The sequence below is a fragment of the Fulvimonas yonginensis genome (assembly GCF_037137055.1).
GTDB lineage: Bacteria > Pseudomonadota > Gammaproteobacteria > Xanthomonadales > Rhodanobacteraceae > Frateuria_A > Frateuria_A yonginensis.
The window spans coordinates 246444-265674 of sequence record NZ_JBBBNY010000003.1 but is presented as its reverse complement, the minus strand read 5'-3'; the positions used below and the strand labels follow the sequence as shown (position 1 = coordinate 265674).

At 70.4% G+C, this 19231-nt stretch carries 18 protein-coding genes and 1 tRNA gene; 16 read left to right on the top strand and 3 right to left on the bottom strand.

Annotation, left to right across the window (positions count from 1 at the left end; translation table 11 throughout):
• Positions 1–79 precede the first annotated feature (79 nt).
• The 13 genes from ruvB (at position 80) to WAT24_RS07095 (ending at position 10593) form a co-directional block, all read left to right on the top strand.
• Positions 80–1120, top strand: coding sequence for a Holliday junction branch migration DNA helicase RuvB (gene ruvB, locus WAT24_RS07155; protein ID WP_336807143.1), 1041 nt, complete (start codon positions 80–82; stop codon positions 1118–1120).
• An 81-nt stretch (positions 1121–1201) separates the two neighbouring features.
• Positions 1202–1645 (top strand): tol-pal system-associated acyl-CoA thioesterase, encoded by a 444-nt coding sequence (gene ybgC / locus WAT24_RS07150; RefSeq protein WP_425605254.1) that lies wholly within the window; start codon positions 1202–1204, stop codon positions 1643–1645.
• A 31-nt stretch (positions 1646–1676) separates the two neighbouring features.
• Entirely contained in the window at positions 1677–2363 is a 687-nt protein-coding gene (gene tolQ, locus WAT24_RS07145; RefSeq protein ID WP_336807141.1) for a protein TolQ, read from the top strand.
• A gap of 16 nt (positions 2364–2379) precedes the next feature.
• Positions 2380–2829, top strand: a complete 450-nt coding sequence (gene tolR / locus WAT24_RS07140) for a protein TolR (protein WP_336807237.1) — start codon at positions 2380–2382, stop codon at positions 2827–2829.
• Positions 2816–3760 (top strand): cell envelope integrity protein TolA, encoded by a 945-nt coding sequence (tolA, locus tag WAT24_RS07135; protein WP_336807140.1) that lies wholly within the window; start codon positions 2816–2818, stop codon positions 3758–3760. The genes tolR and tolA overlap by 14 nt, the downstream gene beginning before the upstream one ends.
• 7 nt (positions 3761–3767) lie before the next feature.
• The gene (gene tolB / locus WAT24_RS07130) at positions 3768–5087 is read left to right on the top strand and encodes a Tol-Pal system beta propeller repeat protein TolB (protein ID WP_336807139.1); all 1320 of its coding nucleotides are present in this window, start codon (positions 3768–3770) and stop codon (positions 5085–5087) included.
• A 254-nt stretch (positions 5088–5341) separates the two neighbouring features.
• Positions 5342–5848, top strand: coding sequence for a peptidoglycan-associated lipoprotein Pal (gene pal / locus WAT24_RS07125; protein WP_336807138.1), 507 nt, complete (start codon positions 5342–5344; stop codon positions 5846–5848).
• Positions 5848–6714, top strand: coding sequence for a tol-pal system protein YbgF (gene ybgF, locus WAT24_RS07120; protein ID WP_336807137.1), 867 nt, complete (start codon positions 5848–5850; stop codon positions 6712–6714). Before pal ends, ybgF begins: the two co-directional genes overlap by 1 nt.
• Before the next feature lie 11 nt (positions 6715–6725).
• The gene (gene queE, locus WAT24_RS07115) at positions 6726–7409 is read left to right on the top strand and encodes a 7-carboxy-7-deazaguanine synthase QueE (protein ID WP_336807136.1); all 684 of its coding nucleotides are present in this window, start codon (positions 6726–6728) and stop codon (positions 7407–7409) included.
• A gap of 106 nt (positions 7410–7515) precedes the next feature.
• Positions 7516–8196: a 7-cyano-7-deazaguanine synthase QueC gene (gene queC, locus WAT24_RS07110; RefSeq protein WP_336807135.1), complete on the top strand. Its 681-nt coding sequence runs from the start codon at positions 7516–7518 to the stop codon at positions 8194–8196.
• A 208-nt stretch (positions 8197–8404) separates the two neighbouring features.
• Positions 8405–8480 (top strand) — tRNA-Lys (locus WAT24_RS07105).
• A 101-nt stretch (positions 8481–8581) separates the two neighbouring features.
• The gene (gene ltaE / locus WAT24_RS07100; protein WP_336807134.1) at positions 8582–9610 is read left to right on the top strand and encodes a low-specificity L-threonine aldolase; all 1029 of its coding nucleotides are present in this window, start codon (positions 8582–8584) and stop codon (positions 9608–9610) included.
• Positions 9607–10593 carry a glycoside hydrolase family 43 protein gene (locus WAT24_RS07095; RefSeq protein ID WP_336807133.1) on the top strand — a complete coding sequence of 329 codons (987 nt, stop codon included), beginning with the start codon at positions 9607–9609 and terminating at the stop codon, positions 10591–10593. The genes ltaE and WAT24_RS07095 overlap by 4 nt, the downstream gene beginning before the upstream one ends.
• Here the strand turns inward: WAT24_RS07095 and WAT24_RS07090 are convergent.
• The 3 genes from WAT24_RS07090 to WAT24_RS07080 form a co-directional block, all read right to left on the bottom strand.
• Positions 10578–11858 carry a polyhydroxyalkanoate depolymerase gene (locus WAT24_RS07090; protein WP_336807132.1) on the bottom strand — a complete coding sequence of 427 codons (1281 nt, stop codon included), beginning with the start codon at positions 11856–11858 and terminating at the stop codon, positions 10578–10580. The genes WAT24_RS07095 and WAT24_RS07090 overlap by 16 nt on opposite strands.
• A 128-nt stretch (positions 11859–11986) precedes the next feature.
• Entirely contained in the window at positions 11987–12730 is a 744-nt protein-coding gene (locus WAT24_RS07085; protein WP_336807131.1) for a class I SAM-dependent methyltransferase, read from the bottom strand.
• A gap of 70 nt (positions 12731–12800) precedes the next feature.
• On the bottom strand, positions 12801–13298 hold the full coding sequence (locus WAT24_RS07080; RefSeq protein ID WP_336807130.1) for an RDD family protein: 498 nt from the start codon (positions 13296–13298) through the stop codon (positions 12801–12803).
• 46 nt (positions 13299–13344) lie between these two features.
• Between WAT24_RS07080 and xerD the strand changes: the two genes are divergently transcribed.
• The 3 genes from xerD (at position 13345) to purL (ending at position 19108) form a co-directional block, all read left to right on the top strand.
• The gene (xerD, locus tag WAT24_RS07075) at positions 13345–14256 is read left to right on the top strand and encodes a site-specific tyrosine recombinase XerD (RefSeq protein WP_336807129.1); all 912 of its coding nucleotides are present in this window, start codon (positions 13345–13347) and stop codon (positions 14254–14256) included.
• 119 nt (positions 14257–14375) lie between these two features.
• Positions 14376–15140: a DsbC family protein gene (locus WAT24_RS07070; protein WP_336807128.1), complete on the top strand. Its 765-nt coding sequence runs from the start codon at positions 14376–14378 to the stop codon at positions 15138–15140.
• 107 nt (positions 15141–15247) lie between these two features.
• Positions 15248–19108, top strand: coding sequence for a phosphoribosylformylglycinamidine synthase (gene purL / locus WAT24_RS07065; protein WP_336807127.1), 3861 nt, complete (start codon positions 15248–15250; stop codon positions 19106–19108).
• Positions 19109–19231 lie beyond the last annotated feature (123 nt).

Here is a 19231-nt window from a genome sequence, read left to right as displayed (position 1 = left end):
CCCGGGCCGCCCCGGTCGCGAGGAACCCGATGTTGCCCGGACCCGCCCGTTCCTCGCGTCCGTCCGCCATAATCCCGGCATGACCGAAGCCCGCATCATCACCTCCGCCGCCCAGCTCGACGACGAGGCGCTGGAGGCCTCGATCCGCCCCCGGCGCCTGGACGAGTACCTGGGCCAGCAGACGGTGCGCGAGCAGCTGTCGATCTACATCGAGGCGGCGCGCAGGCGCGGCGGGGCGCTGGACCACGTGCTGATCTTCGGCCCGCCCGGCCTGGGCAAGACCACCCTGTCGCACGTGATCGCCAACGAGCTGGGCGTCAACCTGCGTTCGACCTCCGGCCCGGTGCTGGAACGTGCCGGGGATCTGGCGGCGCTGCTGACCAACCTCGAGAAGAACGACGTGCTGTTCGTCGACGAGATCCACCGCCTGTCGCCAGTGGTGGAGGAGGTGCTCTATCCGGCGATGGAGGACTTCCAGATCGACATCATGATCGGCGAGGGCCCGGCCGCGCGCTCGATCAAGCTCGACCTGCCGCCGTTCACGCTGATCGGCGCGACCACCCGCGCCGGCCTGCTCACCGCGCCGCTGCGCGACCGCTTCGGCATCGTGCAGCGGCTGGAGTTCTACTCGCCGGACGAGCTCACGGCGATCGTGCGCCGCTCGGCGCGCATCCTGGGCATCGACTGCGAGATCGACGGGGCGGCGGAGATCGCCCGCCGCTCGCGCGGCACCCCGCGCATCGCCAACCGCCTGCTGCGCCGCGTGCGCGACTACGCCGAGGTGCGCGCGGGCGGACGGATCACCCCCCAGGCGGCGCAGGCGGCGATGGACATGCTGAAGGTCGACGCCGAGGGCTTCGACGAGCTGGACCGGCGCCTGCTCGCCACCATCATCGACGCCTTCGACGGCGGCCCGGTGGGGGTGGAATCCCTGGCGGCCGCGCTGTCGGAGGACCGCGGTACGCTGGAGGACGTGGTCGAGCCCTACCTGATCCAGCAGGGTTTCCTGATCCGCACCGCGCGCGGGCGCATGGCCGCCCCCAGGGCCTGGCGCCACCTTGGCCGCACGCCGCCGCCGCGGCAGGCGATGATGGGGGACATGTTCGAGAGCGGGCAGTAGGGCAGGGCGAGCGCGCCAGTCGGAGCGGCTCCCGGCCGGCCGGGTGTCGCGGCCTGATCCCCGCTATCCGCCCCTCGTCCCTTGCCCCGTTCTCCGAAGGAGCCCCGAGTGCCCGTCAACCCTCCGTCCCCCTTCACCTGGCCCGTCCGCGTCTACTGGGAAGACACCGACGCCGGCGGGGTGGTCTACCACGCCAGCTACCTGCGCTTCCTGGAGCGCGCCCGCAGCGAGTGGCTGCGCGCCCACGGGGTGGACCAGTCGGCGCTGCGCGAGGCCACCGGCCTGGCCTTCATGGTGCGCTCGATGCAGCTGGACTTCCTGCGGCCGGCCCTGCTGGATGATGAACTGTCGGTGACGGTCGACGTCAAAGAGTGGCGTGCAGCCAGTATCCTGTTCGGTCAAGCGATCGGCCGGGCGGACGGCACGGAGCTGGTCCGCGCCCAGGTGCGGGTCGCCTGCGTGGACCTCCGCCGCATGCGCCCGGCGCCGATTCCGGCCGACCTCATCCCCGGCCTCGACCTTTGAAGACCCTGCGCATCCGGAGAGCCCCCAAGCCATGAACGGTGGATTGAACATTTTCAAGCTGGTCGCCGAGGCCAGCCTGCCCGTGCAGCTGGTGATGCTGCTGCTGCTGGTGTTCTCCTTCCTGTCGTGGGTCATCATCATCCGCAAGTACTCGCAGATGAAGGCGGCGATGGAGAACGCCGAGGCGTTCGAGGAGCGCTTCTGGTCGGGCGGCGACCTGGCCGGCCTGTTCCGCGAGGTCAGCGGGCGCGGTGCCGACAACGGCGGCATGGAGACCATCTTCGAGTCCGGCTTCCGCGAATTCGCCCGCCAGCGCCAGCGCAAGAACAACGACATGCGCGTGGTGATGGAGGGCACCGAGCGCGCCATGCGCGTGGCCGGCACGCGCGAGATCGGCCTGCTCGAGCGCAACCTGGAGTTCCTCGCCAACGTCGGCTCGATCAGCCCGTATGTGGGCCTGTTCGGCACCGTGTGGGGCATCATGGGCGCGTTCCAGGGCCTGGGCGAGGTCAAGGACGTCACCATCGCGGCGGTCGCGCCGCACATCTCCGAGGCGCTGATCGCCACCGCCATGGGCCTGTTCGCCGCGATCCCCGCGGTGTGGGCGTACAACCGCTACGCCAACAAGGTCGAGCGCGTCGCTTCGCGCTACGAGGTGTTCCAGGAGGAGTTCTCCTCGGTGCTGCAGCGGCAGATCCAGACCGACGAAGTGGCCTGAGGGCTCGACCATGGCCATGCGAAGCGCCGCGCGCCACAAGCGCATGAAGCTCAAGTCCGAGATCAACGTCGTGCCTTACATCGACGTGATGCTGGTGCTGCTGATCATCTTCATGGTCACGGCGCCCATGCTCAACGCCAACGTGGACGTGAACCTCCCGCAGGCGAACGCCAAGTCGATGCAGGACAAGAAGAACCCGGTGATCGTCTCGGTCGATGCCGACGGCCACCTCTACCTCACCCTGGAGAACGCCAAGAAGGAGCCGGTGGACGCCGAGACCATGAAGGCCAAGGTCGGTGCCTTCGTCAAGGCCAATCCGGACATCAGCGTGCTGGTGGCCGGCGACCGCGAGGGCAAGTACGACGGCGTCTACCAGGTGCTGGCCGAGCTGCAGCAGGCCGGCGTCGCCAAGGTCGGCCTGATGAGCCAGCCGCCGCAGGCGGGCACGGGCAATGCGCGACAGTAAGGGCACCTCCTGGGCGGTCGCGCTGTCCGCCCTCCTGCATCTGGGCATCGTCGGCTTCCTTGCGCTGGCGGTCGTGCCGTGCTCGTTCTACGAGAACCTGTTCAGCGCCCTGCACCTGCCGGCGAGCTGGAACCCGATCACCTGCGCCAAGCCGCTGGAGCTGCAAGGGCCGGTGATCGAGGCCACGCTGATCGGTCCCACCGGTGCGCCGCCACCGAAGGCGACGCGCAACGCCAAGCCGGTGCCGACGGTGCCGCCGCCGCCCAGCGTGCCGCCGCCGCCGACCCCGCAGACACCCCCGCCGGAGATCAAGACGCTGCCGCCGCCGCCGGAGCACCCGGACGTGGTGGACCAGGAGAAGATCGTCGCCGAGGCGCTGGAGAAGGCGCAGGAGGCCAAGCGCGAGCAGGAGGAGAAGCAGCGCCAGCGCCAGGCCGAACTGGATGCCCAGGCGGCCAAGCGCAAGGAAGAGCAGAGGAAGCAGCTGGACGAACTGTTCGCCAAGATGGACGCGGCCGCCGCCGCGCGCCAGCAGGCGGAAAACCGCGCCAAACAGGCCAAGCAGCAGCTGGAGGACCTGAAGGACGCCCAGGACCAGGGCCAGGCCGACCTGCCGCGCGCGGCCCAGCGGCAGACCGGCAACAACGCCCAGAACAGCTCCCTCTACGACCAGTATGCAGCGGCCATTCAGAATGCGGTCACGCCCAATTGGTTACGTCCGGATAACATGCCGAACGTTCCCTGTGTCGTGCATATCGTGCAGCTGCCCGGCGGCGACGTGATGAGCGCCACCGTGGATCGCAGCTGCCCTTACGACGACGCGGGCAAGCGCTCGATCGAGAATGCCGTGTTGCGAACCAAGACCTTGCCCTACAAGGGTTTCGAAAGCGTTTTCCAGCGCGAACTGACCCTTACCTTCAGGCCGCAGTGAGTCCTACATGCGCAATTTGAAATCGATTTTCGCCTTCGTCGCCCTGGTCGCGGTGGCGCTCGTCCCCGGCCTGGCCGGCGCGCAGTCGCTCAACGTGGACATCGTCGGCGGCCTGAAGACGGCCACGCCGATCGCCGTGGTGCCGTTCGCCCAGCAGGGCGGCGCGCCGCTGCCGACCGACGTCGCCGACGTGATCCGCAACGATTTCAACCGCTCCGGCAAGTTCCGCGCCCTGGCCAAGAGCGAGATCGTCGAATCACCCTCGCGCGGCGCGGACATCAAGTTCCCCACCTGGCGCCTGCTCAAGCAGGACTACATCGTGGTCGGCCGCGCACTGGACGCCGGCAACGGCATGGTGCAGGTGCAATACGAACTGTGGGACGTCAACAAGCAGCAGAATCTGCTCAACCAGTCGATGCCGCCGGCCCCGGTGGGTGACCTGCGCAGCGTCGCCCACCAGATCGCCGACGCGATCTACGAGAAGATCACCGGCGTGCGCGGCGCGTTCTGGACGCGCATCGCCTACATCACCGCGGTGGGCCTGGGCAACAACACCACCTATTCGCTGATCGTGGCCGACTCCGACGGCTACAACCCGCAGGTGGTGGCCCGTTCGCGCGAATCGCTGCTGTCGCCGGCCTGGTCGCCGGACGGGCGCAAGATCGCCTACGTCTCCTTCGAGAGCGGCAATTCGCAGGTGTACGTGCAGGACATCACTACCGGCGCCCGCCAACTGGTCGCCTCGCACAAGCGCGGCATCAACGGCGCGCCGGCGTGGTCGCCGGACGGCAGCAAGCTGGCGGTGTCGCTCTCCTACGTGGGCAACCCCGAGATCTTCGTGATCGACATGGCCACGCGCAAGGAGACGCGCCTGACCAACAGCCTGTCGATCGACACCGAGCCGACCTGGTCGCCGGACGGCCAGAGCATCTATTTCACCTCCGACCGCTCCGGTCGCCCGCAGATCTACCAGATGCCGGCCACCGGCGGCGCGCCCACCCGGATCAGCTTCGAGGGGCAGAACAACGCCAATGCCGACGTCAGCTACGACGGCAAGCTGATCGCCATGGTGCAGGGCAATGGGAACGTGTATCGTATTGCGATCATGGATCGCAGTCTGGGTGGGCAGGTCCGCTTCATCTCGCCCGGCCCGATTGACGACTCCCCGAGCTTTGCACCGAACGCCAGCATGCTGTTGTACGCGGCCACGGAGGGCCGCCGTGGCGTGCTGTATGCCGTTTCGGCCGATGGCCAGGTCCGCCAGCGCCTCGTGCTGTCCGACGGGGATGTCCGCGAACCGGCCTGGGGGCCTTACCGGCAGCGTTGAACCTTTTTCCCGTCGGGGCGCGCAGGCGTGCCGGCGGGATGCCCATGGAACGGGCTCGAAAGGACGCTTCGGCGTCGTTTCGCATCTGGCCGGATGCGGTATCCGCACTCGGCCAAGCGTCCGGCAAGAAAGAAAAAAGCATCCTGCCGGGTGTTACAGCATCACATAACAAGCCGGACCACCGGCGAAAATCGTCCCGTAACCGCAATCGTTATTGACTGTCGGAACTCAACCCCGTTTGAAGGAACGTCACCATGATTAAGACCGCACGCGTCGCCCTGGTCGCCCTGCTCTGCATCGGCGCGGCCGCTTGCTCGAAGAAGCAGGAAGTCAAGTCGCAGCCCCAGCCGGAGCCGCAGCCGCAGACCCAGCCGGCCGAGCAGAGCAACAAGTACACCCCGGCCGACCTCGACACCGACGCCTGCCTGCGCCAGCGCGTCGTGTACTTCGACTTCGACAAGACCGAGATCAAGCCGGAGTTCCAGCAGATCATGGCGTGCCACGCCAAGTACCTGCAGGACCGTCCGGAAGCCCACATCCGCCTGGAAGGCAACACCGACGAACGCGGCACCCGCGAGTACAACCTCGGCCTGGGCGAGCGCCGCGGCAATGCCGTGTCCGACGCGCTGCAGGCGAACGGCGGCTCGGCCAGCCAGCTCGAAGTGATCTCCTACGGCAAGGAAAAGCCGGTGTGCCGCGAGCACAACGAGGACTGCTGGAGCAAGAACCGTCGCGTCGAGATCGTCTACACGGCGAAGTGATGAAGACCGCACTGGCTAAGCGTTTCACGGCCAGGCTCGGCATGGCGGGCGCGTTCGCGTCCGCCATGCTCGTCGCCGTTCCGGCCCTGGCGCAGGATTCCCGCCTCAGCCTCGCCGATCGCGTCGCGCGGCTGGAGCAGCAGGCGCAGGCGCAGAACCAGGGCGGCACCAGTCTGGTCAACCAGGTGCAGCAACTGCAGTCGCAGGTGCAGCAGCTGCAGGGCCAGGTCGAGGAACTGCAGCACCAGCTGCAGGAAATGCAGGACAAGAGCAAGGCGCAGTACATCGACCTCGACTCGCGGCTGGGCCGCCTCGAGGGCAACGGCGCCGGCACGAACACTCCGGCCGCGGGCGCCGGCGCCCCGGCCGCGGCAGGCACCGCCGCGACCAACACGCCGGCGCCTGCCAGCGTGGCTCCGGCCGCGTCCGCGGCACCGGCCAGCGCGGGCAGTGCGCCCGCCGCGGCCCCCGACGCCAACGCCCAGGCCGCCTACGATGCGGCCTTCACGGCGCTGCGCGGCGGGGACTACGCGCAGGCCTCGCGCGGCTTCCGCAGCTTCATCCAGCAGTACCCGGACAACGCCCTCACGCCGAACGCGTGGTACTGGCTTGGCGAGTCCTACTACGTGACGATGAACTACCCGGTGGCGCTGGAGGCCTTCCAGCGGCTGCTGAGCCAGTTCCCGCAGAGCGAGAAGGCGCCCGACGCGCTGCTCAAGGTCGGTTACAGCCAGCTCGAGCTCAAGCAGGCCGACGCCGGCAAGGCCACGCTGCAGCAGGTCGTCAGCAAGTACCCCGGTTCCCGCGCCGCCAGCCTGGCGCAGGAACGCCTGCGCCGACTGCAACTGCAATCGGCGATCCGCTGAGGGTTGCGGTGATGGGCAGTTCCGCGGGCTTGCCGCCCGCCGCGCCGATGCCGGCCGAGCGGCTGCGCATCACCGAGATCTTCCATTCGATCCAGGGCGAGGCCGACGCGATCGGCTGGCCGACGGTGTTCGTCCGCCTGACCGGCTGCCCGCTGCGCTGCGTCTGGTGCGATACCGAGTATGCCTTCCACGGCGGCGGCTGGCGGGCGATCGACGAGATCCTGGCCGAGGTCGCCTCGCATGGCGCGCGCCACGTCTGCGTCACCGGCGGCGAGCCGCTGGCGCAGAAGCGTTGCCTGATCCTGCTGCGCAGGCTGTGCGACGCCGGCTACGAGGTATCGCTGGAGACCTCCGGCGCACTGGACTTGGCCGAGGTGGATCCGCGCGTGCGCAAGGTGATGGACCTCAAGGCGCCCGATTCGGGCGAAAGCGCGCGCAACCTGTGGAGCAACCTCGAACACCTGTTGCCGCACGACCAGGTCAAGATCGTGATCGCCAGCCGCGCCGACTACGAGTGGGCGCGCGGCGTGGTGGCCGAGCACGGCATCGCGCATCGCTGCATGGTGCTGTTCTCGCCCGTGCACGGCGCCGTGCAACCGCGCGAACTGGCCGAGTGGATCCTCGAGGACCGCCTGCCGGTGCGGTTCCAGCTGCAGCTGCACAAGCTGCTGTGGAACGACGCGCCGGGGCACTGAGGCCCTTTCCTCCTTCCCGTCGACGGGGGAAGGGAACAGACGCGCTCCGGCCTGTGTCGCCGCCAGCGCTTTCCGGCCGGTGACCGGCCGTACCAGGAACAACGCCATGTCCGACATCGCTTCCCGCAAGGCCGTCGTGCTCGTCTCCGGCGGCATGGATTCCGCCGTCACGGTCGCCATCGCCCGCGAGCAGGGGTTCCAGGTCCACGCGCTCAGCGTCGCCTACGGCCAGCGCCACGGCTCCGAACTCGAGGCCGCCGAGCGCGTCGCCGGCGCCCTGGGCGCGGCCGAGCACAAGACCGTGCAGGTCGATCTGCGCCGCATCGGTGGCTCGGCGCTCACCGCGGACATCGCAGTGCCGGAGCAGGGCGGCGAAGGCATTCCGGTCACCTACGTGCCGGCGCGCAACACCATCATGCTCTCGATCGCGCTGGGCTGGGCCGAGGTGCTGGGCGCCGCCGACATCTTCTGCGGTGTCAACGCCGTGGACTACTCGGGCTATCCCGACTGCCGCCCGGACTTCATCGAGGCCTTCGAGCGCCTGGCCAACGTCGCCACCAAGGCCGGCATCGAGGGCGTGGGCCTGCGCATCCATGCGCCGCTGATGCGCATGAGCAAGGCCGACATCGCCCGCGAAGGCCAGCGCCTGGGTGTCGACTTCGCGCAGACCGTCAGCTGCTACCAGGCCGACGCCCAGGGCCGCGCCTGCGGCCACTGCGACGCCTGCCGCCTGCGCGCCGAAGGCTTCCGCGCCGCCGGCCTGCCCGACCCCACCCGCTACGCCTGAAACCGCTCGCCTCCGTGCCCGGAGCGCGCTTGCTCGCGACGCTCTGGTCGCATCCGGCGCCCCAAAAGCATCGCGAGCTAGCTCGGTCCCGCGCGGGCGTGTCGTCCGGCGCCGAGAAGCATCGCAAGCAGGTTCGCCCTTCATGGGCGCGGCGTATTCGCTTGTGCGGCCAGCGGCCAGGCCATAAAATTTGCCGTTCCCCTTTGATGGGTCGTTAGCTCAGTTGGTAGAGCAGTAGACTTTTAATCTATTGGTCCCGAGTTCGAGTCTCGGACGACCCACCATCTCGCCCGCGCACGCGCGGGTTTTTTGTGCCCGGGCCGGGTGCTTGCCTGCGGCGGCGCCCGGCGCCAAGCTGCCTCTTTCCGCAGTGACGAGGTGGAACGTGGACTGGGTGGATCTGCGCAGCGATACCGTCACGCGGCCGACGCCGGCCATGCGCGAGGCGATGGTGCGGGCGCCGGTGGGCGACGACGTCTACGGCGAGGACCCCACGGTCAATGCGCTGCAGAATCGCGTGGCTGCCGATCTCGGTTTCGAGGCCGCGTTGTTCGTGCCCAGCGGCACGCAATCCAACCTGCTGGCGCTGATGTCGCATTGCGAGCGCGGCGACGAATACCTGGTGGGCATGGATGCGCACACCTACAAGTTCGAGGGCGGCGGCGCCGCGGTGCTGGGCTCGATCCAGCCACAGCCGATCATGCAGGAGGCCGACGGCTCGCTGCCGCTGGAGCGCGTGGCCGCCGCGATCAAGCCGGTCGATCCGCATTTCGCCCGCACGCGCCTGCTGGCGCTGGAGAACACCTGGCACGGGCGCGTACTGCCGCTGGACTACCTGCGCGCCGCGCACGACTTCGCGCGTGAAGGGGGCCTGGCGCTGCACCTGGACGGCGCGCGGCTCTACAACGCGGCGGTCGCCTGCGGCGTGCCGGCGCGCGAGATCGCCCGCTGCTTCGACAGCGTCTCCGTCTGCCTGTCCAAGGGGCTGGGTGCGCCGGTCGGCTCGGTGCTGGCCGGTTCCGTCGCGCTGATCGAGAAGGCGCGGCGCTGGCGCAAGGTGGCAGGCGGCGGCTGGCGCCAGGCCGGCATGCTGGCCGCGGCCGGCCTGCACGCGCTGGACCATCACGTCGCGCGCCTGGCCGAGGACCACGCCCGTGCCGCCGCGCTGGCGGAGCAGCTGGCGCCATTGCCGGGTCTGCGCCTGCTCGGCCAGCACACCAACATGGTGTTCGTCGAAGTGCCGGCCGAACGCCTGCGCGCGCTGGACGGGCACCTGCGCGCGGCGGGCATCCGCATCAGCATCGGCTACCTGCCGACGCTGCGCCTGGTCACCCACCTGGACGTGGACGATACGGGCATCGCGCGCACGATCGAAGCGTTCCGCACCTTCTTCGCCCGGGAGCATCGGGCATGAACGGGTGCCCGATGCGGGGGCGGCTGTGGTGGGCCTGTCTCGCGGCCAGTGTCGCCTTCGCGTCGGGGGCGCCACCGGCGCTCGCCGGCAACCCGGTGTTCCCCGGTTGGTACGCCGACCCGGAGGCGGCGATCTTCGGCTCGTCGTACTGGATCTACCCCACCACCTCGGACGCCTACGACCGGCAGCTGTTCTTCGATGCCTTCTCCTCGCCGGACCTGGTGCACTGGACGCGCCACCCGCGGGTGCTGGACGTGCACGCGGTGACCTGGGCCCGGCGCGCGCTGTGGGCGCCGGCGATCGTGGCCCGGGATGGGCGCTACTATCTCTTCTTCGCCGCCAACGACATCCAGAGCGACCGCCAGACCGGCGGCATCGGCGTGGCCGTCGCCGACCACCCCGAGGGGCCGTTCCGCGACCTGCTCGGCAAGCCGCTGGTGGGCGCCTTCCACCACGGCGCGCAGCCGATCGACCCGTCCGTGTTCCGCGACGACGACGGCCGGTACTACCTGCTCTACGGCGGCTGGAAGCACGCCAACATCGCACGCCTGAAGGACGACTTCAGCGGCTTCGCGCCGTTCGCCGACGGCAGCACCTTCAAGGAGATCACCCCCGAGCGCTACGTCGAGGGGCCGATGATGTTCAAGCGCGACGGGCGCTACTACCTGATGTGGTCGGAGGGTGGCTGGACCGGGCCGGACTACGCGGTGGCCTACGCGATCGGCGCCTCGCCCACCGGGCCGTTCCGGCGCATTGGCACGATCCTGCAGCAGGACCCCGCGATCGCCACCGGCGCCGGCCACCATTCGCTGCTGCACACGCCCGACGGGCGCTGGTACATCGTCTATCACCGCCGGCCCGAGGGCGAGACCGCCGCCAACCACCGCGTGGTCTGCATCGACCGGCTCGAGTTCGACGCCCGCGGTCGCATCCTGCCGGTGAAGATGACGCGGCAGGGTGTCGAGGCTCACCCCTTGCGCTGAATGGCCGCCTTGCGCGCCCGCTGGCCGGCATGACGGCGGATGAAGTCGCGCACCTGCGGGTAGACCGTCTCGCGCCAGCGTCGCCCGCTGAAGATGCCGTAGTGGCCCGCGCCCGCGATCACCCGGTGCGCGTGGCGCGCGGCCGGGATGCCGGTGCACAGCGCATGCGCCGCCTCGGTCTGGCCCAGGCCGGAGATGTCGTCCAGTTCACCCTCGATGGTGAGCAGGGCGCCGCGCGCGATCGCACCGGGGTCCACGCGCTCGCCGTTCACCTCCCACAGGCCGCGCGGCAGCAGGCACTGCTGGAACACGGTGCTGATGGTGTCGAGGTAGTAGCCGGCCGGCATGTCCAGCACGGCGTTGTACTCGTCGTAGAAGCGACGGTGCGCCTCGGCGTCGTCCAGGTCGCCGCGCAGGAGGTCGAGGTAGTAGTCCCAATGCGAGTCGAGGTGCCGGCCGGGGTTCATCGCGATGAAGCCCGCATGCTGCAGGAAACCGGGATAGACCTTGCGGCCGCGCCCGGGGTAATTGGCCGGGACGGTGTGGATCAGGTTGGCCTCGAACCAGGACAGCGGCTGGGTGGTGGCCAGGTTGTTGACACTGGTCGGGCTCTTCCGCGGGTCGATCGGGCCGCCCATCATCACCAGGCTGCGCGGCGTCTCCTCGCCGCGCGCGGCCATCAGCGACACCGCCGCCAGCACCGGCACGGTGGGCTGGCAGACCGAGATCACGTGCAGCTCGTCTGCGCCGATGTGGCGGATGAAGCGCTCGACGTAGGCCACGTAGTCGTCGAGCCGGAACATGCCGGCCTCGGCCGGCACCATGCGCGCGTCGACCCAGTCGGTGACGTACACCTTGTGGTCGCGCAGCAGCGTACGCACGGTGTCGCGCAGCAGCGTGGCATGGTGGCCCGAGAGCGGCGCGACCACCAGCACCACAGGCTGCCGGCGCATCGTCTCGATCACCGCCGGATCATCGCTGTAGCGCTTGAAGCGCTTGAGCTGGCAGAACGGCAACTCCAGCGCGGTCTGTTCCACCACGGCCACCGTCCGCCCGGCGGTCCGTATCTCGTGGATGCCGAAGGCGGGCTTCTCGTAGTCCTTGCCCAGCCGGTACATCAGCTCGCAACCGGCCGCGATGCGCGCCGCGCCCGGCCACTGCGAAAGCAGGCTGCCGGGCTCGCTGAACATCCTCGCACTGGCGTGGGCGAAGTAGCTCATCGGGCCCAGGAAGGCGCGCTGCCATTCGTGGAGTTGGTAGAGCATGGCGACGGTGGGTTGGGCAAAACGCCATTCTAGTGGCTTCGCGCGCGGATTGTGCAGCGCCGCATCGGGCGCTGCCGAAGCGTCGGTACCTGCGCGTCGGGCGCCCGCCTCAGGCGCCAGGGGGCGGATCAGCCGCGCCGCCGGCAGACCAGCAAGACCTCGTCCACCCCGTCCACGTCGCGCAAGCCCTCGCGCCACTGCAACGGCTTCTGGAAGCGCAGCCCCAGCGGCATGAACACGCGGTTGTACCACCACATCGCGCGTTCGCGCTGGTGGGTGAGGAACCACTGACCCAGGTCCAGCAGCCGCGACGACTTCGGTTGCATGCCATAGACCGCGCTGCGCTCCAGCGCGAATCCATGGTGCGCGAGCAGGGCTTCGATGGCCTCCGGCTCGTAGCGGCGGCAGTGGCCGACGAACTCGTCGAACGCGGTCCAGGCGGCGGCGTGCAGCGGCACCGACAGCAGCAGCGTGGCGCCGGGGGCGGCCACCCGCGCCAGCTCGCGCAGCGCGCCCTCGTCGTCGGCGACGTGTTCGAGGATGTCGAAGGCGCAGACCAGGTCGAACTGTGCGTCGGCGCAGGGCAGGGCGCCGATCATGCCGTGCATGGCGGCGGCGCCTCTTGCGCGCAGCCGGCGCAGGGCCGCGTGGCTGAGGTCGACGAAGCAGGTGTCTTCCAGCGGCAGGCGCGGGCGAAGCCCGGGGGCGACTTCCAGCCGGCGCGGCGCGGCCGAGGCCAGTTCGCGCAGCAGCGGCCAGGTATTGAAACGGTCCGGTTCGATCAGCCGCGCCTGTGCCCACAGCGCCTCGTAGAAGCCGCGGTTGACGCGGAGCAGTTCGGCATCGCTGCGGACGGGAGCGGAGGCGGCCATGCGCTCTTGTACAGCAAGCGCGCTCGCGGCGGATGTGAAGCAGGTGCGCCTTCGCGCGGTGGCGCCGTGCTCAGCTGCGGCGAAGCGCGGTGCCGGCGGCCAGGTCGTGCAGCGCACGGCGGCGCGGGTCGACCAGGGCCGGCGCGAACCACAGCGCCCAGCCGGCCAGTGCCGCCCACACGGCGCCGCCCAGGCCCAGCCAGGGCGCCAGTCCGAGCAGCAGCAGCGGCAGCGCGGCGACGACGACGCGCCGCAGCGCCTGTCCGGGAGCGATCCTGCCGCCGTCCGCGGCGGTCAGGCGGATGTGCCACGGCCGCATGCCCAGGGTCTGGCCCCCGCGCAGCCACGAGACCGCGAAGTACGCCGCCACCACCAGGCCCTGCAGCGGCTGGTACCACCAGGCGATGTGCGTGTGCGCACCGGTCGCGATCAATCGCCCGCCGGTGGCGAGCTGGCACAGCAGACCCACCACCATCACGATCGCGAGTACCGCGAGCAGGTCGTACACCAGCGCGGCGAGGCGTCGCCACAGCGGGCAGGGGAGGGCGGCATCGTCGAGTACGGTCATCGGCTCGTGCTTGCGCCCGCCGCGGGCCGCGGGCGAGCATCTTGGCATGCAGGAAGAAGACGCAAGTATCGCCGAAGCCGACCAGCGCAGCATCGCCGCCTTCCTGGAGCGGGTCTGGTCGGAGGATGGCCTGGCCGACCGCACCCTGGAGGCCTACCGGCAGGACCTGGAAGGACTCGCGCGCTGGCTCGCCGCGCGTGGACGCAGCCTGCAGACCGCGCGGCGCGAGGACCTGTCCGTGTTCCACGGAAGCCGGAGCGCTGCGGTGCGCTCGATGGCCCGGCGCCAGTCCGCCTTCCGCCGCTACTACGGGCACCTGGCCAGGGAACAACCGGGCTTCGAGGACCCGACGCTGCTGATCGAGCGGCCGCGCATGCCGCGCAGCCTGCCCAAGGCGCTGGCCGAGCGCGAGATCGAGGCGTTGCTGGCCGCGCCGGATGTTTCCACGCCGCTGGGTCTGCGCGATCGCGCCATGCTCGAGCTGATGTACGCCTCGGGACTGCGCGTGTCCGAACTGGTGGAGCTGCCGCTGGCCGCGCTGAACGCGCGCCAGGGCGTGCTCAGGATCACCGGCAAGGGCGGCAAGGATCGCCTGGTGCCGGTCGGCGAGGTGGCGCTGGAGCGCATCGAGGCCTATCTCGTCGACGCCCGGCCGCAGCTGGCCAAGGGACGCCAGCCGGCCGCGCTGTTCCTCAGCCGGCGCGGCGAGGGCATGACCCGGCAGATGTTCTGGACCCTGGTCAAGCGCCACGCCCTGGCGGTGGGCATCGACGCGCGGCGGATCTCGCCGCACGTGCTGCGCCACTCCTTCGCCACCCACCTGCTCAATCACGGGGCCGACCTGCGCGCGCTGCAACTGCTGCTCGGCCACGCCTCGCTCAGCACCACCCAGATCTACACGCTGGTGGCGAAGGAGGGCCTCAAGCGCCTGCACGCGAAGCACCATCCCCGCGGTTGAGCCGTTCGGGTGCCCGGTTCACCCGGGTCGCGGGCTCATGGATTGCTCACGTTTCGGCCCGGCGGCCTGTGCCAGAATCGGGCGTCCGCCGCCATCCCCCACGCGGCTGCGAGGTTTCGATGTTCAGCAAGCTTCCCTTCGCGCTGCTCGCCGGCGCCTTCGCGGTCGCCGCCGCCGCGGCCGACCGCCCGAGCACTGCCCCGGGCGTGGATCCGGCCGCCGAGACGGTGGTGCGCACGGCGCTGCGCGGCATCGCGCCCGGCGTGCAGTTCGATTCGATCACGCCCTCGGCCCTGCCCGGCTTCTACCAGGTGATCGCCTCCGGCCAGCTGGTCTACGTGAGCACCGACGGCAGGTACATGCTCCACGGCGACCTGGTCGACCTGAGCGCCAAGCGCAACCTCAGCGAACGCGGCTGGGCGGCGTTCCGCAAGGCGGAGCTGGCGAAGGTGCCGGCCTCGCAGCGGATCGTGTTCGCGCCGCCGAACCCGAAGTACACCGTGACCGTGTTCTCCGACGTCAACTGCGGCTACTGCCGCATGTTCCACTCGCACATCGACCAGCTCAACGCCGAGGGCATCGCGGTCGAGTACCTGGCCTGGCCGCGCGAGGGCGTCACCACCACCGCGGGCGACCCCACCGACACGTACAAGGAGATGGTCTCGGTGTGGTGCGCGCCGGACCGCAAGGCCGCCTTCACCGCAGCCAAGCAGGGCAAGGCGCCCAAGCCGGCCACCTGCCCGAACCCGGTGAAGGACGAATACGAGCTGGGCGTGAAGCTGGGGGTCGACGGCACGCCCATGATCATCGGTCCGGACGGCATGGTGCTGGGCGGCTACCTGCCTCCCGACAAGCTGCTGAGCCTGCTGCAGAAGGGCAGCTGAGCGGCCGCGGCCGCGCGGACCGGAGGTCCCGCGGCCGGGCCGGGGCATGGCCGCGCGGCCGCATCGGGTAGAATGGGCGCTTTCCCGCATCGCGCCAGATCCCCCGCATGATCGCTTTCGACGGGCAGAGCGCCCTTTCGCCGTTTCGTCTGGACCGCCTGAACGCACGCCTCGATGCGGCGCACCGCGGCGCCCGCGTACAGGCGTGCTGGTTCGTCTACGTGCTGGACGCCGAGCGCGCGCCCGAAGGCGCCGAGCGCAGGCGCCTGCTGGAGGTGCTGGAGGCGAAGGACGCCACGCCGGAACCGGCCACGCTGTGGACCGTGCCGCGCCTGGGCACGATCTCGCCCTGGTCCAGCAAGGCCACCGACATCCTGCACGGCGCGGGTTTCGACGTGCGCCGGGTCGAGCGCGGGGTCGCCTGGCAGGCCGCCGGCCTGCCGGACGCGGGGACCGCCGGGTACGAGGCGGTGCTGGCGGCGCTGCACGACCCGATGACGCAGTCGGTGCTGACCGACCTGGCCCAGGCGCAGGGCCTGTTCCTGGCCGGCGCGCCGGGCGACCTGCTGCACGTTGAGCTGGGCGACCAGCCGCGCGAGGCCCTGGCCGCGGCCAACGCCCGCCTGGGCCTGGCGCTGGCCGAGGACGAGATCGACTACCTGGTGGCCCGCTACGCCGAACTCGGCCGCGACCCGACCGACGCGGAACTGTTCATGTTCGCGCAGGCCAATTCCGAGCACTGCCGCCACAAGGTCTTCAACGCGAGCTGGACGATCGACGGCGAGGCGCAGGACAAGAGCCTGTTCGCCATGATCAAGCACACCCACCAGCGCTCGCCGGCGCACACGCTGTCCGCCTACAAGGACAACGCCGCGGTGATCGAGGGTCACGCGGGCAGGCGTTTCTTCACCGACGGCGGGGGGATCTGGCGTGCGCACCAGGAGCAGGTCGACTACGCGATCAAGGTCGAGACCCACAACCACCCCACCGCGATCGCGCCCTGGCCGGGCGCGGCCACCGGCGCCGGCGGCGAGATCCGCGACGAGGGTGCGACCGGCCGCGGGGCCAAGCCCAAGGCGGGCCTGACCGGCTTCTCGGTGTCCGACCTGCGCATTCCAGGCGCGCCGGAACCGTGGGAGGTCGAGCGTCCGCTGCCGCCGCGGATGGCCAGCGCGTTCGAGATCATGCGCGACGGACCGCTCGGCGCCGCCGCCTTCAACAACGAGTTCGGCCGTCCGTGCCTGGGCGGATACTTCCGCACCTACGAGCACGAGACCGGCGAAGCCGGCGTGCGTCGCGGCTACGACAAGCCGATCATGATCGCCGGCGGCCTGGCCAACATCCGCCGCGAGCACGTGCAGAAGCGCGAGGTGCAGCCCGGCCACGCGGTGGTCGTGTTGGGCGGCCCCGCGATGCTGATCGGCCTGGGCGGTGGCGCCGCCTCCTCGGTGGCTTCCGGCGCCTCCAGCGCGGAGCTGGATTTCGCCTCGGTGCAGCGCGACAACGCCGAGATGGAGCGGCGTTGCCAGCAGGTGATCGACAGCTGCTGGATGCGTGGCGAGCACAATCCGATCGTCAGCATCCACGACGTCGGCGCGGGCGGGCTGTCCAACGCGATTCCCGAGCTGCTCAACGACGCCGGCGTGGGCGGCGAGATCGATCTCTCCAGGGTGCCTTGCGACGACCCTTCGCTCTCGCCGATGCAGGTGTGGAGCAACGAGTCGCAGGAGCGCTACGTGCTGGCCATCGCGCCGGAGCACCTGCCCGAGTTCGAGGCGTACTGCCGGCGCGAGCGCTGTCCCTATGCCGTGGTCGGTGCCGCCACCGCCGAGCGCGTGCTGCGCGTGACCGATCCGCGCCGCAACCTCACCGTGATCGACCTGCCGATGGACGTGCTGTTTGGCAAGCCGCCGCGCATGCACCGCGATACGCGGCGGATCAAGCCGCGCGTGGACCTGCTGCCGGACCTTTCCGGCATCGGCATGGACGAGGCGGTGCAGCGCGTGCTGCGCCTGCCCACCGTGGGCAGCAAGAGCTTCCTGGTCACCATCGGCGACCGTACCGTCGGCGGCCTCAACCACCGCGACCCGATGGTCGGTCCATGGCAGGTGCCGGTGGCCGACTGCGCGGTCACGCTGACCGACTTCGACGGCTACCAGGGCGAGGCGATGGCGATGGCCGAGCGCGCCCCGGTCGCGCTGCTCAGCAGCCCCGACGCCGCGCGCCTGGCGGTGGGCGAGGCGATCACCAACCTCGCCGCCGCGCCGATCGAGTCGCTGGGCGAGATCCGCCTGTCGGCGAACTGGATGGCCGCGGTCAACCATCCGGGCGAGGACGCCGCGCTGTTCGACGCGGTCAAGGCGGTCGGCATGGAGCTCTGCCCTGCGCTGGACATCGCCATCCCGGTCGGCAAGGACTCGCTCTCCATGCAGACCGTGTGGCAGGACGGCGAGCAGCCGCAGCGCACGGTCGCGCCGGTGTCGCTGGTGATCACCGGCTTCGCCCGCGTCGGCGACGTGCGCCGCACGCTGACGCCGCAGCTGCGGCTGGACCGCGGCGACTCCGACCTGTGGCTGATCGACCTCGGCGCCGGCCGCGACCGGCTCGGCGGCTCGGCGCTGGCGCAGGTGTTCAACCGCGCCGGCGGCGTGCCGCCGGACCTGGACGACGCCAGGCGCCTGCGCGCGCTCTTCGAGCTGGTGCAGGAGGCCAACCGCGCCGGCCTGGTGCTGGCCTACCACGACCGTTCCGACGGCGGCGCCATCGTGACCCTGCTGGAGATGGCCTTCGCCGGCCACTGCGGTCTGGAGATCCACCTGGACGGCTGGGCCGAAGCCACCTTGCGCGCGCTGTTCAACGAGGAGCTGGGTGCCGTGCTGCAGGTGGCCAGCGCCAACCGCGAGGCCTTCGAGGCGCTGCTGGTCAAGCACGGCCTGGCCGGCATGAGCCATCGTATCGGGCGGCCCAAGGAGAAGCTCGGCATCAAGCTGTTCCTCGGCAGCGAGAGCGTGTTCAAGTGGAACTGGACGCAGCTGTTCGCCTGCTGGAACCACGCCAGCCACGCCATGCAGCGCCTGCGCGACAACCCGCTCAGCGCCGACGTCGAGCTGGACTGGCGGCTGGACGATGCCGACCCCGGCATCAGCCCCAAGCTCAGCTTCAATCCCGCCGAGGACGTCGCGGCGCCGTACATCGCCACCGGCGCGCGCCCGCGCGTGGCGGTGCTGCGCGAACAGGGCGTCAACGGCCAGGTCGAGATGGCCGCGGCGTTCACCCGCGCCGGCTTCGAGGCGGTGGACGTGCACATGTCCGACCTCGCCGCCGGTCGGCACACGCTCGCCGACTTCCGCGGCTTCACCGCCTGCGGCGGCTTCTCCTACGGCGACGTGCTCGGCGCCGGCCGCGGCTGGGCCGCGTCGATCCTGTACAACGCCGCGCTGCGCGAGCAGTTCGAAGCCTTCTTCAACGACCCGTCGAAATTCGCCCTGGGCGTGTGCAACGGCTGCCAGATGCTCTCGCAGCTGAAGGACATCATCCCGGGCGCCAGGCACTGGCCGAAGTTCCTGCGCAACGCCTCCGAGCAGTACGAGGCGCGCCTGTCCACGCTGGAGGTGCTCGATTCGCCCAGCCTGTTCTTCAAGGGCATGGCCGGCTCGCGCATCCCGGTCGCGGTCGCGCACGGCGAGGGGCGGGTGCATTTCCCCTCCGCGTGCAGCCCGTCGAAGGCGCAGGCGGCGGTGCGCTTCGTGGACAACCGCGGCCGCCCGACCGAGAACTACCCGCTCAACCCGAACGGCTCGCCCGGCGGCCTGGCCGGCTTCACCGCCGCCGACGGGCGCGTGACCATCATGATGCCGCATCCGGAGCGCGTGTTCCGCACCGTGCAGATGAGCTGGCATCCGGACGGCTGGGGCGAGGATTCGCCGTGGATGCGCATGTTCCGCAACGCGCGGGTGTGGTGCGGTTGAGCCCGGCGTCGCGCTGAGATGCCTCCCCCCGCCACGGCGGGGAGGGGAGCATCGATCTGACCACGGTTGCGTGCCCGACCCTCGCATCACCGCTGCGGTAACGTGGTCGCATGCGCCTAGCAC

Excerpts from the sequence above, each read along its gene's own strand:
- xerD (WP_336807129.1), top strand. The coding sequence starts at position 13,345 with ATGCAGGAAGAAGACGCAAGTATCGCCGAAGCCGACCAGCGCAGCATC.
- tolQ (WP_336807141.1), top strand. The coding sequence starts at position 1,677 with ATGAACGGTGGATTGAACATTTTCAAGCTGGTCGCCGAGGCCAGCCTG.
- tolB (WP_336807139.1), top strand. The coding sequence starts at position 3,768 with ATGCGCAATTTGAAATCGATTTTCGCCTTCGTCGCCCTGGTCGCGGTG.
- purL (WP_336807127.1), top strand. The coding sequence starts at position 15,248 with ATGATCGCTTTCGACGGGCAGAGCGCCCTTTCGCCGTTTCGTCTGGAC.
- tolA (WP_336807140.1), top strand. The coding sequence starts at position 2,816 with ATGCGCGACAGTAAGGGCACCTCCTGGGCGGTCGCGCTGTCCGCCCTC.
- tolR (WP_336807237.1), top strand. The coding sequence starts at position 2,380 with ATGCGAAGCGCCGCGCGCCACAAGCGCATGAAGCTCAAGTCCGAGATC.
- WAT24_RS07090 (WP_336807132.1), bottom strand. The coding sequence starts at position 11,858 with ATGCTCTACCAACTCCACGAATGGCAGCGCGCCTTCCTGGGCCCGATG.
- WAT24_RS07080 (WP_336807130.1), bottom strand. The coding sequence starts at position 13,298 with ATGACCGTACTCGACGATGCCGCCCTCCCCTGCCCGCTGTGGCGACGC.
- ybgF (WP_336807137.1), top strand. The coding sequence starts at position 5,848 with ATGAAGACCGCACTGGCTAAGCGTTTCACGGCCAGGCTCGGCATGGCG.
- queE (WP_336807136.1), top strand. The coding sequence starts at position 6,726 with ATGGGCAGTTCCGCGGGCTTGCCGCCCGCCGCGCCGATGCCGGCCGAG.
- WAT24_RS07085 (WP_336807131.1), bottom strand. The coding sequence starts at position 12,730 with ATGGCCGCCTCCGCTCCCGTCCGCAGCGATGCCGAACTGCTCCGCGTC.
- pal (WP_336807138.1), top strand. The coding sequence starts at position 5,342 with ATGATTAAGACCGCACGCGTCGCCCTGGTCGCCCTGCTCTGCATCGGC.
- ruvB (WP_336807143.1), top strand. The coding sequence starts at position 80 with ATGACCGAAGCCCGCATCATCACCTCCGCCGCCCAGCTCGACGACGAG.
- WAT24_RS07070 (WP_336807128.1), top strand. The coding sequence starts at position 14,376 with ATGTTCAGCAAGCTTCCCTTCGCGCTGCTCGCCGGCGCCTTCGCGGTC.
- queC (WP_336807135.1), top strand. The coding sequence starts at position 7,516 with ATGTCCGACATCGCTTCCCGCAAGGCCGTCGTGCTCGTCTCCGGCGGC.
- WAT24_RS07095 (WP_336807133.1), top strand. The coding sequence starts at position 9,607 with ATGAACGGGTGCCCGATGCGGGGGCGGCTGTGGTGGGCCTGTCTCGCG.